The organism is Brucella intermedia LMG 3301, from assembly GCF_000182645.1.
Lineage (GTDB): Bacteria > Pseudomonadota > Alphaproteobacteria > Rhizobiales > Rhizobiaceae > Brucella > Brucella intermedia.
The window spans coordinates 815,289-833,831 of the sequence record NZ_ACQA01000001.1 but is presented as its reverse complement, the minus strand read 5'-3'; the positions used below and the strand labels follow the sequence as shown (position 1 = coordinate 833,831).

The following is an 18,543-nucleotide window of genomic DNA, read 5'->3' as shown; positions in this document are numbered from 1 at the left end:
CTGAGGAAATCATGTTGTTATTGCGAGTGATTTCCGCCTATGAATGCCGCGCTACATCAGAGCGCCGATCCGATTGGAACAGATCGGCGCTCTGATCCTTTGTTTTGATGCGCATCTCATCCGAAAGCCGTTTCACGCTTTTCGGGATGCGCTCTAAAGATCAGGCAGGAGCTTCGAATGCAGGTTTTCGTCAATATCAGGCCAGCGGCACGTGTTCTGGCTGCCGGAACAGCGCTTTCGCTGGTATTCGGCAGTGCTGCCATGGCCGCAGACGCCAATGCAGTCGCCGAGCGCATCAAGGCGCTCTATGCCAAACAGGGTGGCGAACTGAGCTTCGCCAATGTCCAGGCGAGCGGCTCCGACATCGTGCTTCAGGGCACCAAGATCAAGCTGCCGACCATCGGCGAAAAGGAAACCGCCATCGGTGACGTGACGCTGCAGAACGTTCAGGATGCACCGGACGGCGGCTACAGCATCGAGCAGGTCACCGTGCCCGACCTGGCGCTTGCCGGTGAGACCGACAAGAACGACAAGGCCGAAATGAAGGGCCTTGCCCTGCAGAACGTGCACATTCCGTCGGAAAAGGCCAAGGGCCCGCTCGACAGCGTCGTCATGTATGACAAGCTGAAGGTCGATGAAATCCTGTTCGGCACGCCGGGCAAAGACGGCGCCACGGTGAAGGGCTTCGACCTGTCGCTCGACACCACCAACAAGGCCGAGAAGATCGGCTATGTCTGGACCATCGCCAATATCGACGCGACATTTGAAAAGGGCGGCAAGAACCCGCTGGCGCCGCTCGACATGAAACACGTTCAACGGCTCGCTGACCTCGAAGGGCAGCTGGTCGCCGACTTCCGGCGACACGTCGCTGGACCAGCTGGAGCTTGAGGCGAAGGAACTCGGCAAGATCAACATCACCGGCAGCCTCGGCGGGTATGATCTGGCATTCCTCGAAGCCGTCCAGAAGACGCAGGAAAACATGAGCAAGGCCGATGCGGACAAGGACGCCGCCGGTCTCGCCATTCTTGGTCTGGCGGAACAGCTCAACCTAAAGAACCTGTCGATCCGCTTCGATAACGATACCCTGACCCAGAAGGTCCTGGATTATTATGCGAAGCAGCAGGGCGCGGACGGCAAGCAGCTCGGCGAGCAGATGAAGATGATGGTTCCGCTGATGGCGACACAGCTCAAGAACCCGGAATTCGCCCAGCAGCTCAAGGTCGCGGCCGACAAGTATTTCACCGATCCGAAGTCGCTGACCATCAGCGCATCGCCGGATCAGCCGGTGACCTTCGCGTCCATCGTTGCGACCGCATCGCTGGATCCGACCAAGATCATCCAGCTTCTGAAAATCAGCGTCGACGCCAACAACTAGAGCATTTCCAGCAATAGCGCGAAGCGGTTTTGCGCTGAATAATGCGGCAAAACAAATACTTGGAGCGATTCCGACCATCCCGTTTCAATCGGAAGCGCCCCAGAATGAAAAAAGCCCGGTGCATTTCCACCGGGCTTTTCTCTCAGTTGATAAAAAACCCGGCTCAAGGCCGGGTTTTTCTTTCTGTAAAACCGCTCAGCTCTTCTGTACCGGAGCCAGCCGGATATGCAGGTCGCGCAGCTGCGCGGGCGTCACATCCGAAGGCGCGTTCATCAGGAGATCGAGCGCCTGCTGGTTCATCGGGAACAGCGAGATTTCGCGCAGGTTCTTCGCGCCGACCAGAAGCATGATGACACGGTCGATGCCGGCGGCCATGCCGCCATGCGGAGGCGCGCCGTACTGGAATGCGCGATAGAGACCGCCGAAGCGCTCTTCCACGTCCTGCTGGCTGAGGCCGACCTTCTCGAATGCCTTGACCATGACGTCCGGCAGCTGGTTACGGATCGAGCCGGAAGCAATTTCAAAGCCGTTGCAGACGAGATCGTACTGGTAAGCCTTGATCGCCAGCGGGTCCTGGTTTTCCAGCGCGTCCATACCGCCCTGCGGCATGGAGAACGGGTTGTGCGCGAAGTCGAGCTTCTTGTTGTCCTCGTCCCATTCGTAGAACGGGAAGTCGATGATCCATGCCAGTTCGAAACGGTCACGATCGACGAGGTTCAGTTCTTCACCGGCGCGCGTGCGGGCGTCGCCCGCGAACTTGTAGAACTTGGACGGCAGGCCAGCCACGAAGAAGCAGGCGTCGCCATCGCCGAGGCCGAGCTGGTTGCGCAGCGCTTCGGTGCGTTCTTCGCCGATGTTCTTGGCAATCGGGCCGGCGCCTTCAAGCTTGTCGCCTTCCTTGCGCCAGAAGATATAGCCGAGGCCCGGCTGGCCCTCACCCTGCGCCCAGGAATTCATGCGGTCGCAGAATGCGCGGCTTCCGCCGGTCTTGGCCGGGATTGCCCAGACTTCGACCTTCGGATCGTTGGCGATCATGTTGGCGAAGACCTTGAAGCCCGACCCTGCAAAATGTTCGGTCACGGCCTGCATTTCAATCGGGTTGCGCAGGTCCGGCTTGTCCGAACCATAGGTGCGGATCGCATCGTCATAGGCGATGCGGCGGAATTTCTGCGTCACCGGCTTGCCTTCGGCAAATTCTTCGAAGATGCCGCGCATGACGGGCTCCATCGTTTCCCAGACTTCTTCCTGGGTCACGAAGCTCATTTCGAGGTCGAGCTGGTAGAACTCGCCCGGCAGGCGGTCGGCACGCGGGTCTTCGTCGCGGAAGCAGGGCGCAATCTGGAAGTAGCGGTCGAAACCAGCAACCATCAGAAGCTGCTTGTACTGCTGCGGCGCCTGCGGCAGCGCGTAGAACTTGCCCGGATGAATACGGCTCGGCACGAGGAAGTCGCGCGCGCCTTCCGGCGAGGAAGCCGTCAGGATCGGCGTGGTGAACTCGTTGAAACCGATCTCGGTCATGCGGCGGCGCATCGCGGCAATGATCTTCGTGCGGCTCATGATGTTCTTGTGCAGCGTTTCGCGGCGCAGGTCGAGGAAGCGGTACTTCAGGCGAATGTCTTCCGGATAGTCCGGTTCGCCGAAGACCGGCAGCGGCAGTTCCTTGGCAGCCGCCAGCACTTCGATTTCCGTTGCGAAGATTTCGACTTCGCCGGTCGGCAGGTTGGCGTTGACCGCATCGTCTGCGCGGGCCTTCACTTCACCATCGACACGGATAACCCATTCGCCGCGAACGGTTTCGGCAACCTTGAAGGCGGGCGAATCGGGATCGGCCACGATCTGGGTAATGCCGTAATGATCGCGAAGATCGATGAAGAGAATGCCGCCATGGTCACGGACGCGGTGAACCCAGCCGGAAAGGCGAACGTTGGAACCAACGTCCGTCTTGCGAAGGGCTGCGCAGGTATGGCTGCGGTAACGGTGCATGATTTCTGCCTTTTGGTAAGATAAATCAGTGCAGGCAAAGCGCTGCAAATTCTGGCGGAAAAGCGCATTTTGACCAGGTTTTGTCAAGTCTGCACTCTCTGCAAGCGTCGAGGTTCGGGCGCCTTGACGCAAAGTATCGACAAAAAACACTATTTGCACTTGTTATACGGCGCGTTTTGCGCATTCTTTCGCGACAAGCGGCCGCGCTTTCTCTAAAAGGTAACCATGCATCTTATTACGACGACAGAGGCCCTCGAAGAGGCCGTATCCGCCCTTGCCAAATCCGATTTCGTCACAGTCGATACGGAGTTCATCCGCGAAACGACGTTCTGGCCGGAATTGTGCCTTATCCAGATGGCCTCGCCCAACCACACGGCGCTCGTGGACGCTCTCGCGCCGGGACTGGACCTCGCACCCTTCTTCAGCCTGATGGCCGACGAAAAGGTGGTCAAGGTTTTCCACGCCGCGCGGCAGGACATCGAAATCGTCTTCCACCTCGGCGACCTGATCCCCTCTCCCGTCTTCGACAGTCAGGTGGCAGCAATGGTCTGCGGGTTTGGCGACGCCATTTCCTACGACCAGCTCGTCCAGAAGGTTACGGGCAAGCACATCGACAAGTCATCGCGGTTTACCGACTGGCGGCGCCGCCCCCTTTCCGAAAAGCAGCTCGACTACGCGCTGGCGGACGTGACCTATCTGCGCGACATCTATCTCTATCTGAAGCAGGAACTTGAGAAAGAGGGTCGCAGCGAGTGGGTGAACGAGGAAATGGCGGTGCTCACTTCCCGCGAAACCTACGACCTTCATCCCGACGACGCATGGCGGCGGGTGAAGGCGCGCGTTCGCAAGCCAATCGAGCAGGCGATCGTGCAGGCCGTTGCCGCCTGGCGCGAGCGCGAAGCCCGCGAACGCAATGTGCCGCGCGGACGCATCATCAAGGACGACACGATTGCCGAGATCGCCCAGCAGCAACCGCGCGACGCGGAAGCGCTTGGACGTCTTCGTTCCATCCCCAAGGGCTGGGAGCGTTCCGCTCAGGCTGCCGGTCTGGTCGCTGCGATCCAGTCGGCGCTTGAAATCCCCAAGGAAGACCTGCCGAAATTGCCAAAGCAGTCGCATTCGCCGGAAGGCAGCGCAGCGGCAGCCGATATCCTCAAGGTCCTGCTCAAGCTTGTGACAGAGGAACACGGCGTCGCGGCAAAGATCGTGGCGAGTTCCGACGACATCGACAAGATCGCCGCGGAAGGCGACAATGCAAACGTGCCTGCCCTGCATGGCTGGCGCCGCGAGGTTTTCGGTCAGAAAGCTCTCGATCTCATCGACGGCAAGATCGGCATCAAGTTCGAGAACCGGCGGATAAGGGCGGTGGAGTTAGGGCAATAAGGCAGTAAGGCAGTAAGGCAGTATGTGAATGCTCGCGCTGAACATACTGCCTTCCTGCCCTACTCGCTTACTGCCTTATTCCCTTGTCCCCTCAATCGCGCCGTCGCCGACCGCGAAATAGATGTTCTTGCCCGTCAGTTTCGCCAGTTGCTGCAACCGGCCTTCGGGGCGGTCTGAAATCAGATCGGCGAGATCGCCGGGGACGACCAGCGCAATCCCGTTTTCTTCCTCGCGCCAGAAAAGACGCGGGATGACGCCCGGCATCGAAGCCGACAGAAGGTAGACCACGCGCAGAAGCGCCCCGAGCAGTTTGGCCCGTTCGCGCAGACGCGGTGTGGCGAGCTGCATGATCTCCGGTGCGATTTCGTCCTCGATCAGCCCTTCGTGACGATAGTAATTGGCAAGCGCCATGAAGGAACGTCCTTTATGGTCGATGCCGCCGAACGAGCCATGGGCGATGATGTTCAGCGCCTGCGAGCCGCGATAATCGGGATGCGCGCGCCAGCTTATGTCGGCCACGAGACAGGCGGCCTGCCTGTAGCGCGCCTCGTCATCGGTTTCGTCAAAACCGAGTACCGGCAGGGACAATGTCGTCCACGTCGCCAGCTCACGGGCATGGCGCGGAGAGCGCGAGCGCAGAATGGAAAACTCTTCCGCCGAGGCCAGGAGCGGATCGAGAAGCTGCTCGTTCTTGGGCAATAGCGAATAAAGATAGCCTTCGCGCACGCCGAGCGCCGAGAAAACGATCTTGGAAGGCTTCATCAGGCGGATCGTCTCAAGCAGCACCGTCGCGCCGTAGGACAAGAGCTGGCGGCGGTTCTTCGAAACTGCCTCGATGCCGCGCATCGTGTCGAGATTGCCCTTGGCGACGCGCTTCAGGAAGCTTTGTGCCTCCACCGGGTTCATCTCGTAGCCGTGCATGACGTGCAGCGGATAATTCTTCGCCGTCATATGCAGCTTGGCAAGGTTACGCCACGTGCCGCCTACGGCATAGAAAACCTGTCCCTGATGAGCTTTCAGAAGCGTCGCCTTCGCCAGTTCCGCGCGCGCAATCTTCGTCGCCTCGGGCAGTTTCTCGTTGGACATATCCTGCAAGCGCAGGCCGCCGAGCGGCAAGGTGATCCCCTCGCCCACCTCGTGGTCATCCACGGCGACCAGTTCTAGGCTGCCGCCGCCAAGGTCGCCCGTCACGCCCTTCGGCTTGTAGAAGCCGGAAATGATGCCGAGCGCCGAATAATAGGCTTCTTCCTTGCCGGACAATACCTCGATGTGCCGGCCAAGAATGGCTTCCGCCTGAGCGATGAAGTCGGGGCCGTTCTTCGCTTCACGCGCGGCGGCAGTCGCCAGCGCATGAATGGAAACCGCGCCCGCCTGTTCGGCCAGGGCGCGAAAACGTTTCAGCGCGCGAAGCGCCGCCTCAACGGATTTCTCGTTGAGCTTGCCGGTCTTTGCGAGGCCTTTGCCAAGGCCGCAGAGAATCTTTTCGTTGAAAAGCACCGTCGGCGAACGGACGATGCCTTCATAAATGACGACACGGATCGAGTTCGAGCCAATGTCGATGACCGCAACGGGTTTCAGCCCCTTGAGGCGGCCTTGTGCTACAGCTGGACTCATGCAGTCGTTTTTCTTTCCGCCTGCGCACGCTTGCGATGCGCGATAAGGCGGGGGGCCGAAGACTTCAGCGACTTTCCGCGACCCGACAGGCTAGGATTGGTCATGAAATATTCCTGCGCGTTGAAAGCTTCCTCTCCTGCCTCTTTTTCTATCCGGCGAGAGGTGCCGTCCGCAAGTAGCTGATAGCTCTGTTGGTTATCAATTATGTTGGCAAACATGATTTGCGACAGGATTTGCTGATGCACTGTGGCATTTGTGATCGGAACGAGGGTCTCCACGCGGCGATCAAGGTTGCGCGGCATCATGTCGGCGGAACCGATATAGACGATTGCCTTGTCGGAGGGCAGGTCGTTGCCGTTTCCGAAGCAGAAAACGCGGCTATGCTCCAGAAAACGCCCGACAATCGACTTGGCGCGGATATTGTCCGAGAGCCCCGGAACGCCGGGACGCAGGCAGCAGATGCCGCGCACGACGAGATCGATCTGCACGCCAGCCTGGCTCGCCATGTAGAGCGCGTCAATTATCTGTGGATCGACCAGCGCGTTCATCTTCATCCAGATCGCAGCCGGACGTCCAGCCTTCGCATGCGCCACCTCATCCTCGATGTGCTTGAGGATTCGGGCGCGCAGCGTGAAGGGTGAAATCGCGATCTTCATTTCCTCGGCAGGCTGGGCATAGCCGGTAATGAAATTGAAGATATGCGCCACATCGCGCGCAATATCCGCATCCGAGGTGAAGAACGACAGGTCGGTATAGATGCGCGCCGTGATCGGATGATAATTGCCGGTGCCCAGATGCACATAGGAGCGCAGCTTCTGGTCTTCACGGCGCACCACGAGCGACATTTTGGCGTGTGTTTTCAACTCGATGAAGCCGAACACCACCTGAACGCCCGCGCGTTCCAGATCGCGCGCCCAGCGAATGTTGGCTTCCTCATCGAAACGGGCTTTCAGCTCCACCAGCGCCGTCACCGACTTGCCTGCCTCGGCTGCATCGACCAGCGCGCGCACGATCGGGCTGTCGTTGGAAGTGCGGTAAAGCGTCTGCTTGATGGCCAGCACGTCCGGGTCGGCTGCGGCCTGCCGCAGGAACTGCACCACAACGTCGAAGGATTCATAGGGATGATGGACCACGATGTCCTTTTCGCGAATCGCAGCGAAGCAATCGCCGCCATGTTCGCGAATGCGCTCGGGGAAGCGCGGATTGTAGGACACGAATTTCAGGTCTTCACGCGGGATCGAAACGATCTCCGAAATCATGTTCAACGCCAGCAGGCCTTCGTGCACGCTGATCCGGTTTTCCGAAACGCCCAGTTCCGTCGCCACGAATATGCGCAACGCTTCGGGCATTTCGCCGTCGAACTCGATGCGGATCACCTGACCGCGGCGGCGGCGCTTCAACGCCGTTTCAAAGAGACGAACCAGATCCTCGGCCTCTTCTTCCACTTCGATATCGCTGTCGCGGATGATGCGGAACGTACCGGCGCCACGCACTTCATAACCGGGGAAAAGCCGCCCGATGAACAGGCTCACCGCATCCTCGATGGTGATGAAACGATAGTCGTTGGTCTGCTCGGTCGGCAGTTGGATAAAGCGCTTCAGCGCGACCGGAATGCGCAGGAGCGCGGTCATCGGATGATTGTCGGCGCGGCGCGCAAGCTGCAACGCGATGGAGAAGCCAAGATTCGGAATGAACGGGAACGGGTGCGCAGGATCGATGGAGAGCGGCGTCAGGACCGGGAAAATCGTTTCGAGGAAGTGGTTTTCAAGCCATTCCTTTTCGGGCCGGGAAAGCGCGGAGGGGCGGACGATCTCGATGCTTTCCTGTTCCAGTTCCTCGCGTAGCGCGCGCAGACGCCCCTGCTGTTCTTCCTGCAGCCGCCCCACTTCGTCCAGAACGAAATCGAGCTGTTCCTGCGGCGTGCGCCCATCGGCACTGCGCAGCGCCACGCCAGCACGCACCTGTGCGGCAAGTCCGGCGATGCGAACCATGAAGAACTCATCGAGATTGGCGGCGGAGATGGACAGGAAGCGCAGGCGTTCGAGCAGAGGCTGGCGCATGTTTGCGGCTTCTTCGAGAACGCGGCGGTTGAACTGCAACCAGGAAAACTCGCGGTTCACGAAGCGGTCGGCGCTCTGCATCAGTTCGCCGTTCAAAGCTTTGTGAACCTCGGGGTCCGCTTCCATATCGGGAACGACGGTTGGGTTGGGGGCCAGTCCGGCTGTCATCTCGTGGTTCCCGCCTTCGGTCACGCTGGGGGTTTCGCTCGCCATAACGCTGTTTTCGCTCATGTTTCCTGTCCCGACCGCCACCGGAACATTCCGGCTCCGTCTGTCTGTTTCTCCGCGCATCCTGATCGAAAATTGCTTCGCACTTTTCCGGACGCTCGATAAGCCTATGGCTGTCATATGACAGTTTGATAGCAAATAGCTTGAAATGTCCTCAGAATTGATGAAAACGCTTCCGGAAACAAGACTTTCGCGGTACACGCATGCCAATGTCCAGCATGATCCTGTCCGGCACCCGGCGCAAGACCATGCCCATACCGCCCATCGACCAGAACCGGAGCATGTTATGTCCGATCACATCATTCCTCACTTTCAGAACGACGCCGGCCATGCTGCCATCGAAATCGGCGTGAAGGAATTCATGTGCGTCGGTGCCAACCCGCCTTTCGATCATCCGCACGTGTTTCTCGACATGGGCGATGAAAGCGAAGCCGTTTGCCCGTATTGCTCGACGCTCTATCGCTACAATGCAGAGCTCCATGCCGACGAAACCGTTCCGGCTGGCTGCGCCTACGAAGCACCTGCCGATAAGGCAGCCTGATCACGGCTGTTGATCCGGGCCGAACTCCGGATGGTCTCACCGACATGAGCAGAGGGCGCATATTGATTGCCGGGGCCGGAGTTGCCGGCCTGTCGGCAGCGCTGGAACTGGCAGCACGCGGCTGGAACGTCCGGCTCGTCGAAAAGGCAGAAACCCTTTCGGAAGTCGGCGCTGGCCTGCAACTTGCCCCCAATGCAATGCGCCACCTGCAACGGCTCGGCGTGGCCGACCGTCTTTCCACCCAGGCTGTCACGCCGGAAGCGCTCTACCTCATGGACGGGCGCAAGGCGCGCGCACTGATGGAAATGAAGCTCGGCGACAAGGCCCGCCAGCGCTGGCACCATCCCTACGCCGTGTGCCATCGCGCCGACCTGCAATTGGCACTGCTCGACGCCTGCCGCGAACAGCCGGGCATCGAGATCAGCCTCGGCGCAGAAATCACAGATCATCACGTCGAGAACGGGACCGTTGTGGCCACCGTCCGCCTTGGCAATTCCGAAGAGCCTGCCGACGCTGCCTATCTGATCGCCTGCGACGGGGTCTGGTCGGCTGAACGATCCAAGGCAGGTTTCAGCAAGGCGCGGTTCAGCGGGCATATTGCGTGGCGCACGACGCTTGCCGCCAGCGCCCTGCCCGCTTCCTTCCTCAACGCCATGCCGGAACGCAAAGCCGTCTCAGCCTGGCTCGGCAACAAGGCGCATTTCATCGCCTATCCGGTCAAGGGCGGCAGTTTCTTCAATTTCGTTGCCATCACGACCGGCGAGAATCCCGGTGAAGTCTGGTCCAGAACCGGCGACCTCGCGCGTCTGCGCTCCATCTACGCCGATTGGGGCGCGCCCGTTCGCGACGTGCTGGCGGCTGCCGATGAGTGGACCTACTGGCCGCTTTTTGAAATGCCGGATGCTCAATTCGTCGGGCCGGACCGGACGATTTTTCTCGGCGACGCATCGCACGCGGTCACGCCTTTTGCGGCGCAGGGCGCTGCCATGGCGATCGAGGATGCGGCGGCGCTGGCGCAGGCGCTGGACGGCAGCGACCGCGAAGCCGGGCTGAGGCGCTTCGATGCGGTCCGCAAGGAGCGGATCGCTGCGGTCGCCAAACGGGGCCAGCTCAACAGGTTTGCCTATCACGCCACCGGTATTTTTGCGCTTGGCCGCAACACGCTCTTCGCCCTGCGCAGCCCGGACAGCTTCCTCAAGGATCTGGACTGGCTTTATGGCTATGACGCTATTGCGGCCATGCGGGACCAAGGCAGGTCCTGACCCTAGGCCGCGTCGCGTGCGGCTTCCAGCGCTGCAACATCGATCTTGACCATCTTCATCATGGCATCGGCGACGCGCTGGCGCACGTCCGGCGGACCGTCCTGCAGGATATCCAGCAGCATGTCCGGCACGATCTGCCACGAAAACCCGTATTTGTCGGTCAGCCAGCTGCATTCCATCGGCGAGCCGCCTTCCAGCAGCTTTTCCCAGAACGCATCCACTTCCGCCTGGTCCCTGCATCGCACGATCAGCGAACTTGCCGGTGAAAACTTGAACTGGGGTCCGCCGTTCAGGCCGCATATTTTTTGCCCGTCGAGCGTAAAGTTCACCACAACCGGCTGGTTCTCGTTTTGCTGATGGCCATGCCTGAAACGGATGGCCCCGTCGATCGAAGCCGGTCTTCCGCACGCGCGGAAGACCGAAACATAGTGGTTGGCGGCTTCTTCAGCATTTCCGTCGAACCAGAGACAAATCGTCAAACCTGACATTTTCTCCTCCATTGTCCGGGGTAGTCATTCTCCCGAATGCTAGCCCATGACCTTTTTGGCTTCTTCCATGTCCATCCACATGATCTCCCAGATATGGCCGTCGAGATCCTCGAAGCTGCGTCCATACATGAAGCCGTAATCCTGCTTCGGGCCGGGGTCGGCCTTTCCGCCAGCGTTGACCGCCTTCTCCACAGTCGCATCCACTTCGGCCTTGCTTTCCGCCGACAGACAGACCAGCACCTCGCTGACCGTGTTGGCATCGGCGATCTTCTTCGGCGTGAACTGGCTGAACTTGTCGTGATCGAGGATCATCACGTGGATCGTATCCGAAAAGACCATGCCGGAAGCCGTTTCGTCCGAGAACATTGGGTTCCGGGTGGCGCCGATGGCTTCGTAGAAGTTTGTCGACTTCGCGACATTCTTCACAGGCAGGTTCACGAAAATCATTTTCGGCATGGGATTTCCTCCGTTGGTGGGCCGGCGGCCCGCTCCTGTTTTTTCGATTATCTATCGCCTGCCCGGTTCCCCGGCGATAACAAGGTCGAGCCTTCCGGCGCAGAACTCACGCAATTGGCATCGGAAGAACTCAAAGTTCGCTTGTACATAATGGCATATAAGTTATAATTAGCAACCATGAAGTTAGAAAAAATAACCAACTCGCAAAAACCATCGGCGAAGCGCAGCTATGACGATGCTTGTGCGGCGGCCCATGCCCTTGATTTGATTGGGGAACGCTGGTCGCTTCTGGTGATGCGCGAATTGATGTTCGGCCCCAAACGCTTCAGTGATTTGCGGGCTGACCTGCCGGGCGTGAGCGCCAATGTCCTCACGCAACGCCTTGAAGGGCTGGAAGAAGCAGGCATTCTTTGCAAGAAAAAACTGCCCCCTCCCGCCTCGGTCCAGGTCTATGAGTTGACCGAGTGGGGTTATGAGAGCGAACCTATTCTCCAGACACTGGGCCGATGGGCGGCGCGCTCGCCGAAACATGATCCCAACCTGCCGATTTCGACCGTTTCCTTCCTGCTTTCGCTGCGGACCATGATCGATCATGACAGGGCTGCGGGCCTGCGGGCGGTGATCGGCCTTTGTCTGGAGGCGGAAGACTTCACGGCTCATCTTGACGATTCCGGGGTTCGGATCGAACGCGGCGCGGCGCAGGAATATGACCTGCATTTCGAAAGTTCACCGCGTATGCTCGCCGCTGCCATCTATGGCGGGCAACCTCTTTCGGCGCTGGAAAGCGCCAGTGTTCTCAAGGTCATGGGCGACCGCGCGCTTGCAGAAAAATTCGTGACGCTGTTCCCGCTTCCCGACAAGGCCCCACTGCCTGAATAAGATATGCAACTTTTTGGTTGCTTATTTCGCCCTTACCCCTATATTGGCAACCATGAAGTTGCCAATTACGGAGGATGCAATCATGACCGTTGAAAGCAATACCGACCGCATTGTGAAGACTGTGGACATCCGCGCGGGGATTGACCGCGTATGGCGCGCCCTCACCGACCATGAAGAATTCGGGAGCTGGTTCCAGGTCAAGCTCGACGGCCCGTTCATCGTCGGCACCAGGTCGACCGGACACATCACCTATCCGGGTTTCGAGCATGAACCGTGGGAATCCTTCATCAAGGAAATGAAGGCTCCGTCCTATTTTGCCTTCACATGGCATCCTTACGCGGTGGACCACAGCATTGACTATTCCAAGGAGCCGCCGACCCTGGTGGAGTTCAGGCTGGAACCGATCGAGGCGGGAACGCGGCTGACGGTGATCGAAAGCGGTTTCGATGCCCTGCCCGCAGAACGCCGGCCGCTGGCGCTGCGGATGAACGAAGGCGGCTGGGAGGAACAGGTCGGCAACATCAAGAGACACGCCGAAAATGGACGATAGGCCAGAAATGACCGGCACGGACATGTCCATGGTTTTCGCAGCGCTTGCCGATCCAACCCGGCTGGCGCTCATCGAGACCCTGAGCGACGGCGAAAGCCGCTCGATCGTGGTTCTGTCGCAGAATGGCAGCATCACCCGGCAGGCCGTCACCAAGCACCTGTCCGTGCTGGAGCAGGCAAATCTGGTCGAACGCGAAAAGGTCGGCCGGGAAAGCCGGTTTCGGCTGCATCCCGCCCCGCTTGTCGACGCCCGCGCCTATCTCGCGAGCGTTTCCAGCCAGTGGGACGGTGCACTCCAGCGCCTGCGCCGGTTTGTCGAAGATTAGGGTTGCCTGAACAGAAGCGACGAAGTGCCCTTCACGAAGCCAAGCTTCTCGTAGAAGGGCACAAGCCGATCCGGGCAGTAAAGCTCGAAGCTTTTCACGCGCTTCAGCTTTTCATGGTGGAGTATGCGCTCCACAAGGGCCTGTCCGAGGCCCTGCCCGCGATAATCTTCGGCCACAATGACATCGAAGATCATCGCCTTGAAGGTGAAATCGCTCAGCACGCGCGCAAAACCCGCAATACGGTCATTGCCATCAGACAGAACAACAGCAGGTCGCAATGGGCCAGCATATGGGTGACGTCTTCCAAGCTGCGCTCCCTGGTCCCATTCGTTGCAATAGAATGTGTGGAACTCCTGATAGCGCTCGGCTGGAAGCTCTTCGATCCATTGAATATTCGTCACAATGCCCCCTGCTGTTCTCGTAAAAACACCCGCCGGCGGACCGGCGGGTGTTTTAATTTCGAGCGATGAGCCTGATCAGTGCAGGATCTGGCTGAGGAACAGCTTGGTGCGTTCGTGCTGCGGATTGTCGAAGAACTCGTCCGGCGAGTTCTGCTCGACGATCTGGCCCTGATCCATGAAGATCACGCGGTTGGCGACCTGACGGGCAAAGCCCATTTCGTGCGTCACGCAGATCATGGTCATGCCTTCGGCGGCAAGGCTCACCATCGTATCCAGCACTTCCTTGACCATTTCCGGGTCGAGAGCCGATGTCGGCTCGTCGAACAGCATGACTTTCGGGTTCATGCACAGTGCGCGCGCAATGGCGACGCGCTGCTGCTGGCCGCCGGAAAGCTGGCCCGGATATTTGTTGGCCTGTTCGGGAATCTTCACACGGGCCAGATAATGCATGGCGATTTCTTCCGCCTGCTTCTTCGGCATCTTGCGCACCCAGATCGGCGCCAGCGTGCAGTTTTCCAGAATCGTCAGGTGCGGGAAGAGGTTGAAGTGCTGGAACACCATGCCTACTTCGCGGCGCACTTCGTCGATCTTCTTCAGGTCATTGGTCAGCTCGATGTTGTCGACGACGATCTTGCCCTTCTGGTGTTCTTCCAGACGGTTGATGCAGCGGATCATGGTCGACTTGCCCGAGCCCGACGGGCCGGCCACAACGATGCGCTCGCCGCGCATGACCTTCAGATTGATGTCGCGCAGAACGTGGAACTCCCCGTACCACTTGTGCATGTTGGTGATTTCGATGGCGACATCGGTTTTGGAAACCTGCATCTTTGAACGGTCAACTTCCACTCCGAGCTCGGATTGCGGGAGGGCGCTTTGTGCACTCATTTCCATTATTCCCTTTATTCTTATCGTTTATGACCCGTATCGAGGCGTCGTTCCATGAATATAGAGTATCGCGACATTGCGAAACAGAAAATCCAGAAAACGAAGCCCGCAAAGATCAGACCAGTAGCAGGCGTCTGTGGAGAAGCCCAGTTAGCGTCGGCGAAGTTCTGACGGACGATGCCCAACAGGTCGAACATGCCGATGATGTAGACAAGGCTCGTATCCTTGAAGAGACCGATGAAGGTGTTGACGATTCCCGGAATGACCAGCTTCAGCGCCTGCGGCAGGATGATCAGTCCCGTTTTCTGCCAGTAGCTGAGGCCAAGCGCATCCGCGCCTTCATACTGCCCGCGCGGAATGGCCTGGAGGCCGCCGCGCACCACTTCCGCCATATAGGCCGAAGCGAAAAGCGCCACGCCGATCAAGGCACGCAGCAACTTGTCGAAAGTCACGCCCGGCGGCAGGAACAGGGGCAGCATGACGCTGGCCATGAATAGCACCGTCACCAGCGGAACGCCGCGCACCATTTCGATGAAGATGATCGAGAACGCCCTGATGACCGGCAGCTTTGAACGCCGTCCGAGCGCCAGCACGATCCCCAGCGGCAGCGACACGGCGATGCCGACAAAGGACAGGACAAGCGTGACCAGCAGCCCGCCCCACAGCGGCGTTTCCACATAGGGAAGGCCGAACCAGCCGCCGACCAGCAGGAAGAAGGCGACAATCGGAAAGACGAAGAAGAACAGGATCGCGTTGAGCCCCTTCTTCGGCGCCTTCGGAATCAGGAGCGGCACCAGAAGAACGGCGAAGATCAGCGCCGTCAGGTTGACGCGCCAGCGCTCCGAAATCGGATAGCGGCCATAGAGAAACTGCTCGTATTTCGCATTCACGAAAGCCCAGCATGCGCCCGACCAGCCTTCCGGCTGTGCGCCGCCCTGCGCGACGGTGAGGCAGGCGGTGCGATCCGCACCGGTCCACACGGCCTTGACGAACAGCCATTCGATGATCGGCGGAAGAAACCAGGCCACGACCAGCAGGCCGAGAATGGTCAGCGCCGCATCGACGGGCGTTGCGAACAGGTTGACGCGCAGCCAGTGGGAAAGCCCCTGCACCGAGCGCGGTGGCGCTTCGCCATCCACCATCTGCGTGCGTACATATTGGAGATCTGCGTTTTCCATTGTCATCTCTCCACCAGCGCCATCTTGGCATTGAACCAGTTCATGAGGCCCGAGGTAATCAGGCTGATGCCGAGATAGATCACCATCCAGATCGCCACGACCTCGACCGATTGACCCGTCTGGTTGAGGATCGTTCCGCCGACGGCGACAAGATCGGGATAGCCGATGGCGATTGCGAGCGACGAGTTCTTGATAAGGTTCAGATACTGGCTCGACAGCGGCGGGATGATGATGCGCAGCGCCTGCGGCACAATGATGAGGCGCATCGTCTGGCCGGGACGCAGGCCAACGGCATAGGCCGCTTCCGTCTGCCCCTTGTTGACGCCCAGAACACCGGCGCGGACCGTCTCAGCGATGAAGGACGCGGTGTAGAAGGACAGCGCCAGGAACAGGGCGAGGAACTCCGGCTTGACCTGCGCACCGCCGGTCAGATTGAAGGTCCCCAGTTTCGGCAAATCGAACGAGATCGGAAAGCCGGTCGCGATCAGCGCCAGGACGGGCAGGCCGATGATGAGCGCCGCCGCCACGCGTATCGTGTGGAAAGGCTGGCCCGTCGCCATCTGGCGGCGCTTTGCCCAGCGCGCAATGACGATCGAAGCCACGATGCCGATGAGCAGCGCCACGGGCAGAAGCCATGCCCCCTCGCCCCATACCGGCGCGGGCATGAAGAAGCCGCGATTGTTCATGTATGTGCCGAGCGGCAGGGCGATGCTGTCGCGAGCCTGCGGCAGCACCGAAAGCACGCCGAAATACCAGAAGAAGATGACGAGCAGCGGAGGAATGTTGCGGAAGACTTCGACATAGACCGTGCAGATCTTGCGGATCAGCCAGTTGCGCGAAAGCCGCCCGATACCGACCAGAAATCCGATGATTGAAGCCGTCACGACACCGAGCGCGGCGACGTAAAGCGTATTCATCAGGCCGACCAGAAAGGCCCGGCCATAGTTCGAGTCGCTGCTGTATTGAATGAGCGTCTGACTGATATCAAAACCGGCGCGGCCACTGAGGAAACCGAAACCGGACGCGATGTTCGCACGCTGCAAATTGGTGACCGTGTTGCCCACGATCCAGTAGATTGCCCCGATGACCACCCCGAAGACGATCACCTGATAGAAGATGCCGCGAACCCGCGGATCATACAGGAGCGAGGTTCCGCCGCTATCTTGGCGGCGTTCAGTTGCAGAATAGGAAGCCATATGTTTCCTGTGCCTCTCGGCTGACAGCATCAAACCCGAAAAATTGACTTGGCCGCCTTTGCGGGCAACGCCTGAAATCGGAATATCGAATGCCGAACCGTTCGGTCCTGCCGTTCCTGTCCGGGCTCGGTTCGAGCCTTCGAGGACTGCAAGACGCGGTTGAATTCCAAAAAGCAGCTTGTCAGCATCCTATGCCCGGCAGATGCGGGATCGACAGCAAACGGACAAACTGCAAAGCCGACAAATCCGGCGGGCGCTGCTGCACCCGCCGATGATCAGTCCGGAGAGTAATGCCCGTCAGCGGACGGGGATGCCATATTGCAGGCCGCCCTTGTTCCACTGGGCATTGATGCCGCGTGCAATCTTGAGCGGGCTGCCGGAGCCGATGTTACGCTCGAAAATTTCGCCGTAATTGCCGACGCCCTTGATGATCTTCACCACCCAATCGTTCTCGAGACCGAGATCGGTGCCGATCTTGGTGTCCGCTTCCACGCCGAGAAGACGCTTGATGTCCGGGTTGTCAGACTTCTTCATCTCTTCGACATTGGCCTGCGTGATGCCATATTCCTCGGCGTTGAGCAGCGCGTTGTGCACCCAGCGAACGACGTCCGTCCACTTGGAATCGCCCTGACGAACGGTCAGGCCGAACGGCTCCTTGGAGATGATTTCCGGCAGGATGACATGATCGTCGGGATTGGCGAGCGCCAGACGAACGCCGTAAAGGCTGGACTGGTCGGTCGTATAGGCGTCGCAACGGCCGGAATCGTAAGCGGCGTTCGCTTCTTCGATCTTTTCGAAGACCACCGGATTATATTCCATCTTGTTGGCGCGGAAATAGTCGGCCATGTTCATTTCGGTCGTCGTACCGGCCTGAACGCAGATGGAAGCGCCGGAAAGCTGCAATGCGGAATTGATGCCCGACAGCTTCTTCGAATTGATCATGAAGCCCTGACCATCGAAGTAATTGATGCCGGCAAAATCGAGGCCGAGCGCAGTGTCGCGGCTGATGGTCCAGGTCGTGTTACGGATCAGGACGTCGATTTCGCCTGACTGCAGGGCCGTGAAGCGCTCCTTGGCGTTGAGCGGCGTAAACTTCACCTTCGCCGGATCACCGAAAATCGCAGAAGCCACGGCACGGCAATAATCTACGTCGAAGCCGGACCACTCACCCTTGTCGTTGGGGGAAGAGAATCCAAGCAGACCCGTATTAACGCCGCACTGTAGAAAACCTTTCGCCTTCACATCGGAAAGCGTGTCAGCGGATGCTCCCGAAGCTACGCAAAACAGCGCCGCCGCACCCAATACACCCGTCATAAGAGTTTTTTTCATCTGGCCTGCAACCTTTTTCGTTCCCTGGAGAGCGCCGGACCTATGGCCCATGGCGTCTCTTGTTGCTTTATTTTTTGCATAAACCCGTTGGATAAGTCGCGTGACCTCCCAAGCCCATGCCCTACAACAGCTTGCCCTCGCCCGAGACCGCTATCCGGTCTTCAATTTTTCTTTTGAGCGCAGTGACAAACCTGTCGCCTTCACGGGTCTTATCGAAGGCGAAATTTTGTCTTTGGTCAAGGCTTTAACGCAGGCGAGCGAAAAGGCTTTCAAAAAAGATGAGGGAGAAATATTCGAAAATTTACACGATTTCCCGATTTCTGGGTAGGAAGGTCGTCGGGTGCAGCCCACATTGCACGCGAGGACGGAGCACAGGTTTTTTCAAATAAACACAGATTGTTAGGCAGTAC

17 protein-coding genes and 1 pseudogene are annotated in these 18,543 nt (G+C 59.1%); 8 read left to right on the top strand and 10 right to left on the bottom strand.

Translation table 11 applies throughout. From position 1 onward, the window contains the following. Nucleotides 1-177: 177 nt before the first annotated feature. Nucleotides 178-1,375 (top strand): annotated as a pseudogene (locus OINT_RS03920) (hypothetical protein). A gap of 195 nt (nucleotides 1,376-1,570) precedes the next feature. Here the strand turns inward: OINT_RS03920 and aspS are convergent. Further along, a complete protein-coding gene (gene aspS / locus OINT_RS03915) occupies nucleotides 1,571-3,358 on the bottom strand; it encodes an aspartate--tRNA ligase (protein ID WP_006472405.1) in 1,788 nt (595 codons plus the stop codon). A gap of 225 nt (nucleotides 3,359-3,583) precedes the next feature. On the opposite strand from aspS, the gene rnd reads away from it, so the two are divergent. After that, nucleotides 3,584-4,741, top strand: a complete 1,158-nt coding sequence (rnd, locus tag OINT_RS03910; protein ID WP_006466472.1) for a ribonuclease D — start codon at nucleotides 3,584-3,586, stop codon at nucleotides 4,739-4,741. A 75-nt stretch (nucleotides 4,742-4,816) separates the two neighbouring features. Here rnd and ppx read toward each other — a convergent pair whose 3' ends face one another. After that, the gene (gene ppx, locus OINT_RS03905) at nucleotides 4,817-6,355 is read right to left on the bottom strand and encodes an exopolyphosphatase (RefSeq protein WP_006466471.1); all 1,539 of its coding nucleotides are present in this window, start codon (nucleotides 6,353-6,355) and stop codon (nucleotides 4,817-4,819) included. Further along, complete coding sequence (locus OINT_RS03900; RefSeq protein ID WP_050791012.1) at nucleotides 6,352-8,583, bottom strand: RNA degradosome polyphosphate kinase; 2,232 nt, start codon at nucleotides 8,581-8,583, stop codon at nucleotides 6,352-6,354. The genes ppx and OINT_RS03900 overlap by 4 nt, the downstream gene beginning before the upstream one ends. A 346-nt stretch (nucleotides 8,584-8,929) precedes the next feature. Between OINT_RS03900 and OINT_RS03895 the strand changes: the two genes are divergently transcribed. Both OINT_RS03895 and OINT_RS03890 read left to right on the top strand, forming a co-directional pair. Continuing rightward, a complete protein-coding gene (locus OINT_RS03895) occupies nucleotides 8,930-9,184 on the top strand; it encodes a zinc-finger domain-containing protein (protein WP_021587801.1) in 255 nt (84 codons plus the stop codon). Nucleotides 9,185-9,228: 44 nt separating this feature from the next. Then, nucleotides 9,229-10,446: an FAD-binding protein gene (locus tag OINT_RS03890; protein WP_006466468.1), complete on the top strand. Its 1,218-nt coding sequence runs from the start codon at nucleotides 9,229-9,231 to the stop codon at nucleotides 10,444-10,446. Between the two features lie 2 nt (nucleotides 10,447-10,448). On the opposite strand, the gene OINT_RS03885 is transcribed toward OINT_RS03890, so the two are convergent. Next, entirely contained in the window at nucleotides 10,449-10,934 is a 486-nt protein-coding gene (locus tag OINT_RS03885) for a VOC family protein (protein ID WP_039852925.1), read from the bottom strand. A gap of 39 nt (nucleotides 10,935-10,973) precedes the next feature. Then, complete coding sequence (locus OINT_RS03880; RefSeq protein ID WP_006466466.1) at nucleotides 10,974-11,390, bottom strand: VOC family protein; 417 nt, start codon at nucleotides 11,388-11,390, stop codon at nucleotides 10,974-10,976. 177 nt (nucleotides 11,391-11,567) lie between these two features. Between OINT_RS03880 and OINT_RS03875 the strand changes: the two genes are divergently transcribed. From OINT_RS03875 to OINT_RS03865, 3 genes are all read left to right on the top strand, one after another. Further along, nucleotides 11,568-12,269 carry a winged helix-turn-helix transcriptional regulator gene (locus OINT_RS03875; protein WP_006466465.1) on the top strand — a complete coding sequence of 234 codons (702 nt, stop codon included), beginning with the start codon at nucleotides 11,568-11,570 and terminating at the stop codon, nucleotides 12,267-12,269. Nucleotides 12,270-12,351: 82 nt separating this feature from the next. Next, nucleotides 12,352-12,819, top strand: coding sequence for an SRPBCC family protein (locus OINT_RS03870; protein WP_039852923.1), 468 nt, complete (start codon nucleotides 12,352-12,354; stop codon nucleotides 12,817-12,819). Nucleotides 12,820-12,826: 7 nt separating this feature from the next. Further along, nucleotides 12,827-13,144, top strand: a complete 318-nt coding sequence (locus OINT_RS03865) for an ArsR/SmtB family transcription factor (RefSeq protein WP_006466463.1) — start codon at nucleotides 12,827-12,829, stop codon at nucleotides 13,142-13,144. Here OINT_RS03865 and OINT_RS03860 read toward each other — a convergent pair. The 5 genes from OINT_RS03860 to OINT_RS03840 form a co-directional block, all read right to left on the bottom strand. Beyond that, nucleotides 13,141-13,545 (bottom strand): GNAT family N-acetyltransferase, encoded by a 405-nt coding sequence (locus tag OINT_RS03860; RefSeq protein WP_235691656.1) that lies wholly within the window; start codon nucleotides 13,543-13,545, stop codon nucleotides 13,141-13,143. The genes OINT_RS03865 and OINT_RS03860 overlap by 4 nt on opposite strands. Before the next feature lie 75 nt (nucleotides 13,546-13,620). Continuing rightward, nucleotides 13,621-14,430 carry an amino acid ABC transporter ATP-binding protein gene (locus tag OINT_RS03855; RefSeq protein ID WP_021587807.1) on the bottom strand — a complete coding sequence of 270 codons (810 nt, stop codon included), beginning with the start codon at nucleotides 14,428-14,430 and terminating at the stop codon, nucleotides 13,621-13,623. Nucleotides 14,431-14,450: 20 nt separating this feature from the next. Then, nucleotides 14,451-15,608 (bottom strand): amino acid ABC transporter permease, encoded by a 1,158-nt coding sequence (locus OINT_RS03850; RefSeq protein ID WP_039852490.1) that lies wholly within the window; start codon nucleotides 15,606-15,608, stop codon nucleotides 14,451-14,453. 2 nt (nucleotides 15,609-15,610) lie between these two features. Next, entirely contained in the window at nucleotides 15,611-16,804 is a 1,194-nt protein-coding gene (locus OINT_RS03845) for an amino acid ABC transporter permease (RefSeq protein ID WP_039852488.1), read from the bottom strand. Nucleotides 16,805-17,101: 297 nt separating this feature from the next. Then, the gene (locus tag OINT_RS03840; RefSeq protein ID WP_006472421.1) at nucleotides 17,102-18,133 is read right to left on the bottom strand and encodes an amino acid ABC transporter substrate-binding protein; all 1,032 of its coding nucleotides are present in this window, start codon (nucleotides 18,131-18,133) and stop codon (nucleotides 17,102-17,104) included. 100 nt (nucleotides 18,134-18,233) lie between these two features. Between OINT_RS03840 and OINT_RS03835 the strand changes: the two genes are divergently transcribed. Then, nucleotides 18,234-18,461, top strand: coding sequence for a hypothetical protein (locus OINT_RS03835; RefSeq protein ID WP_006466457.1), 228 nt, complete (start codon nucleotides 18,234-18,236; stop codon nucleotides 18,459-18,461). The last annotated feature ends 82 nt before the right edge of the window (nucleotides 18,462-18,543 follow it).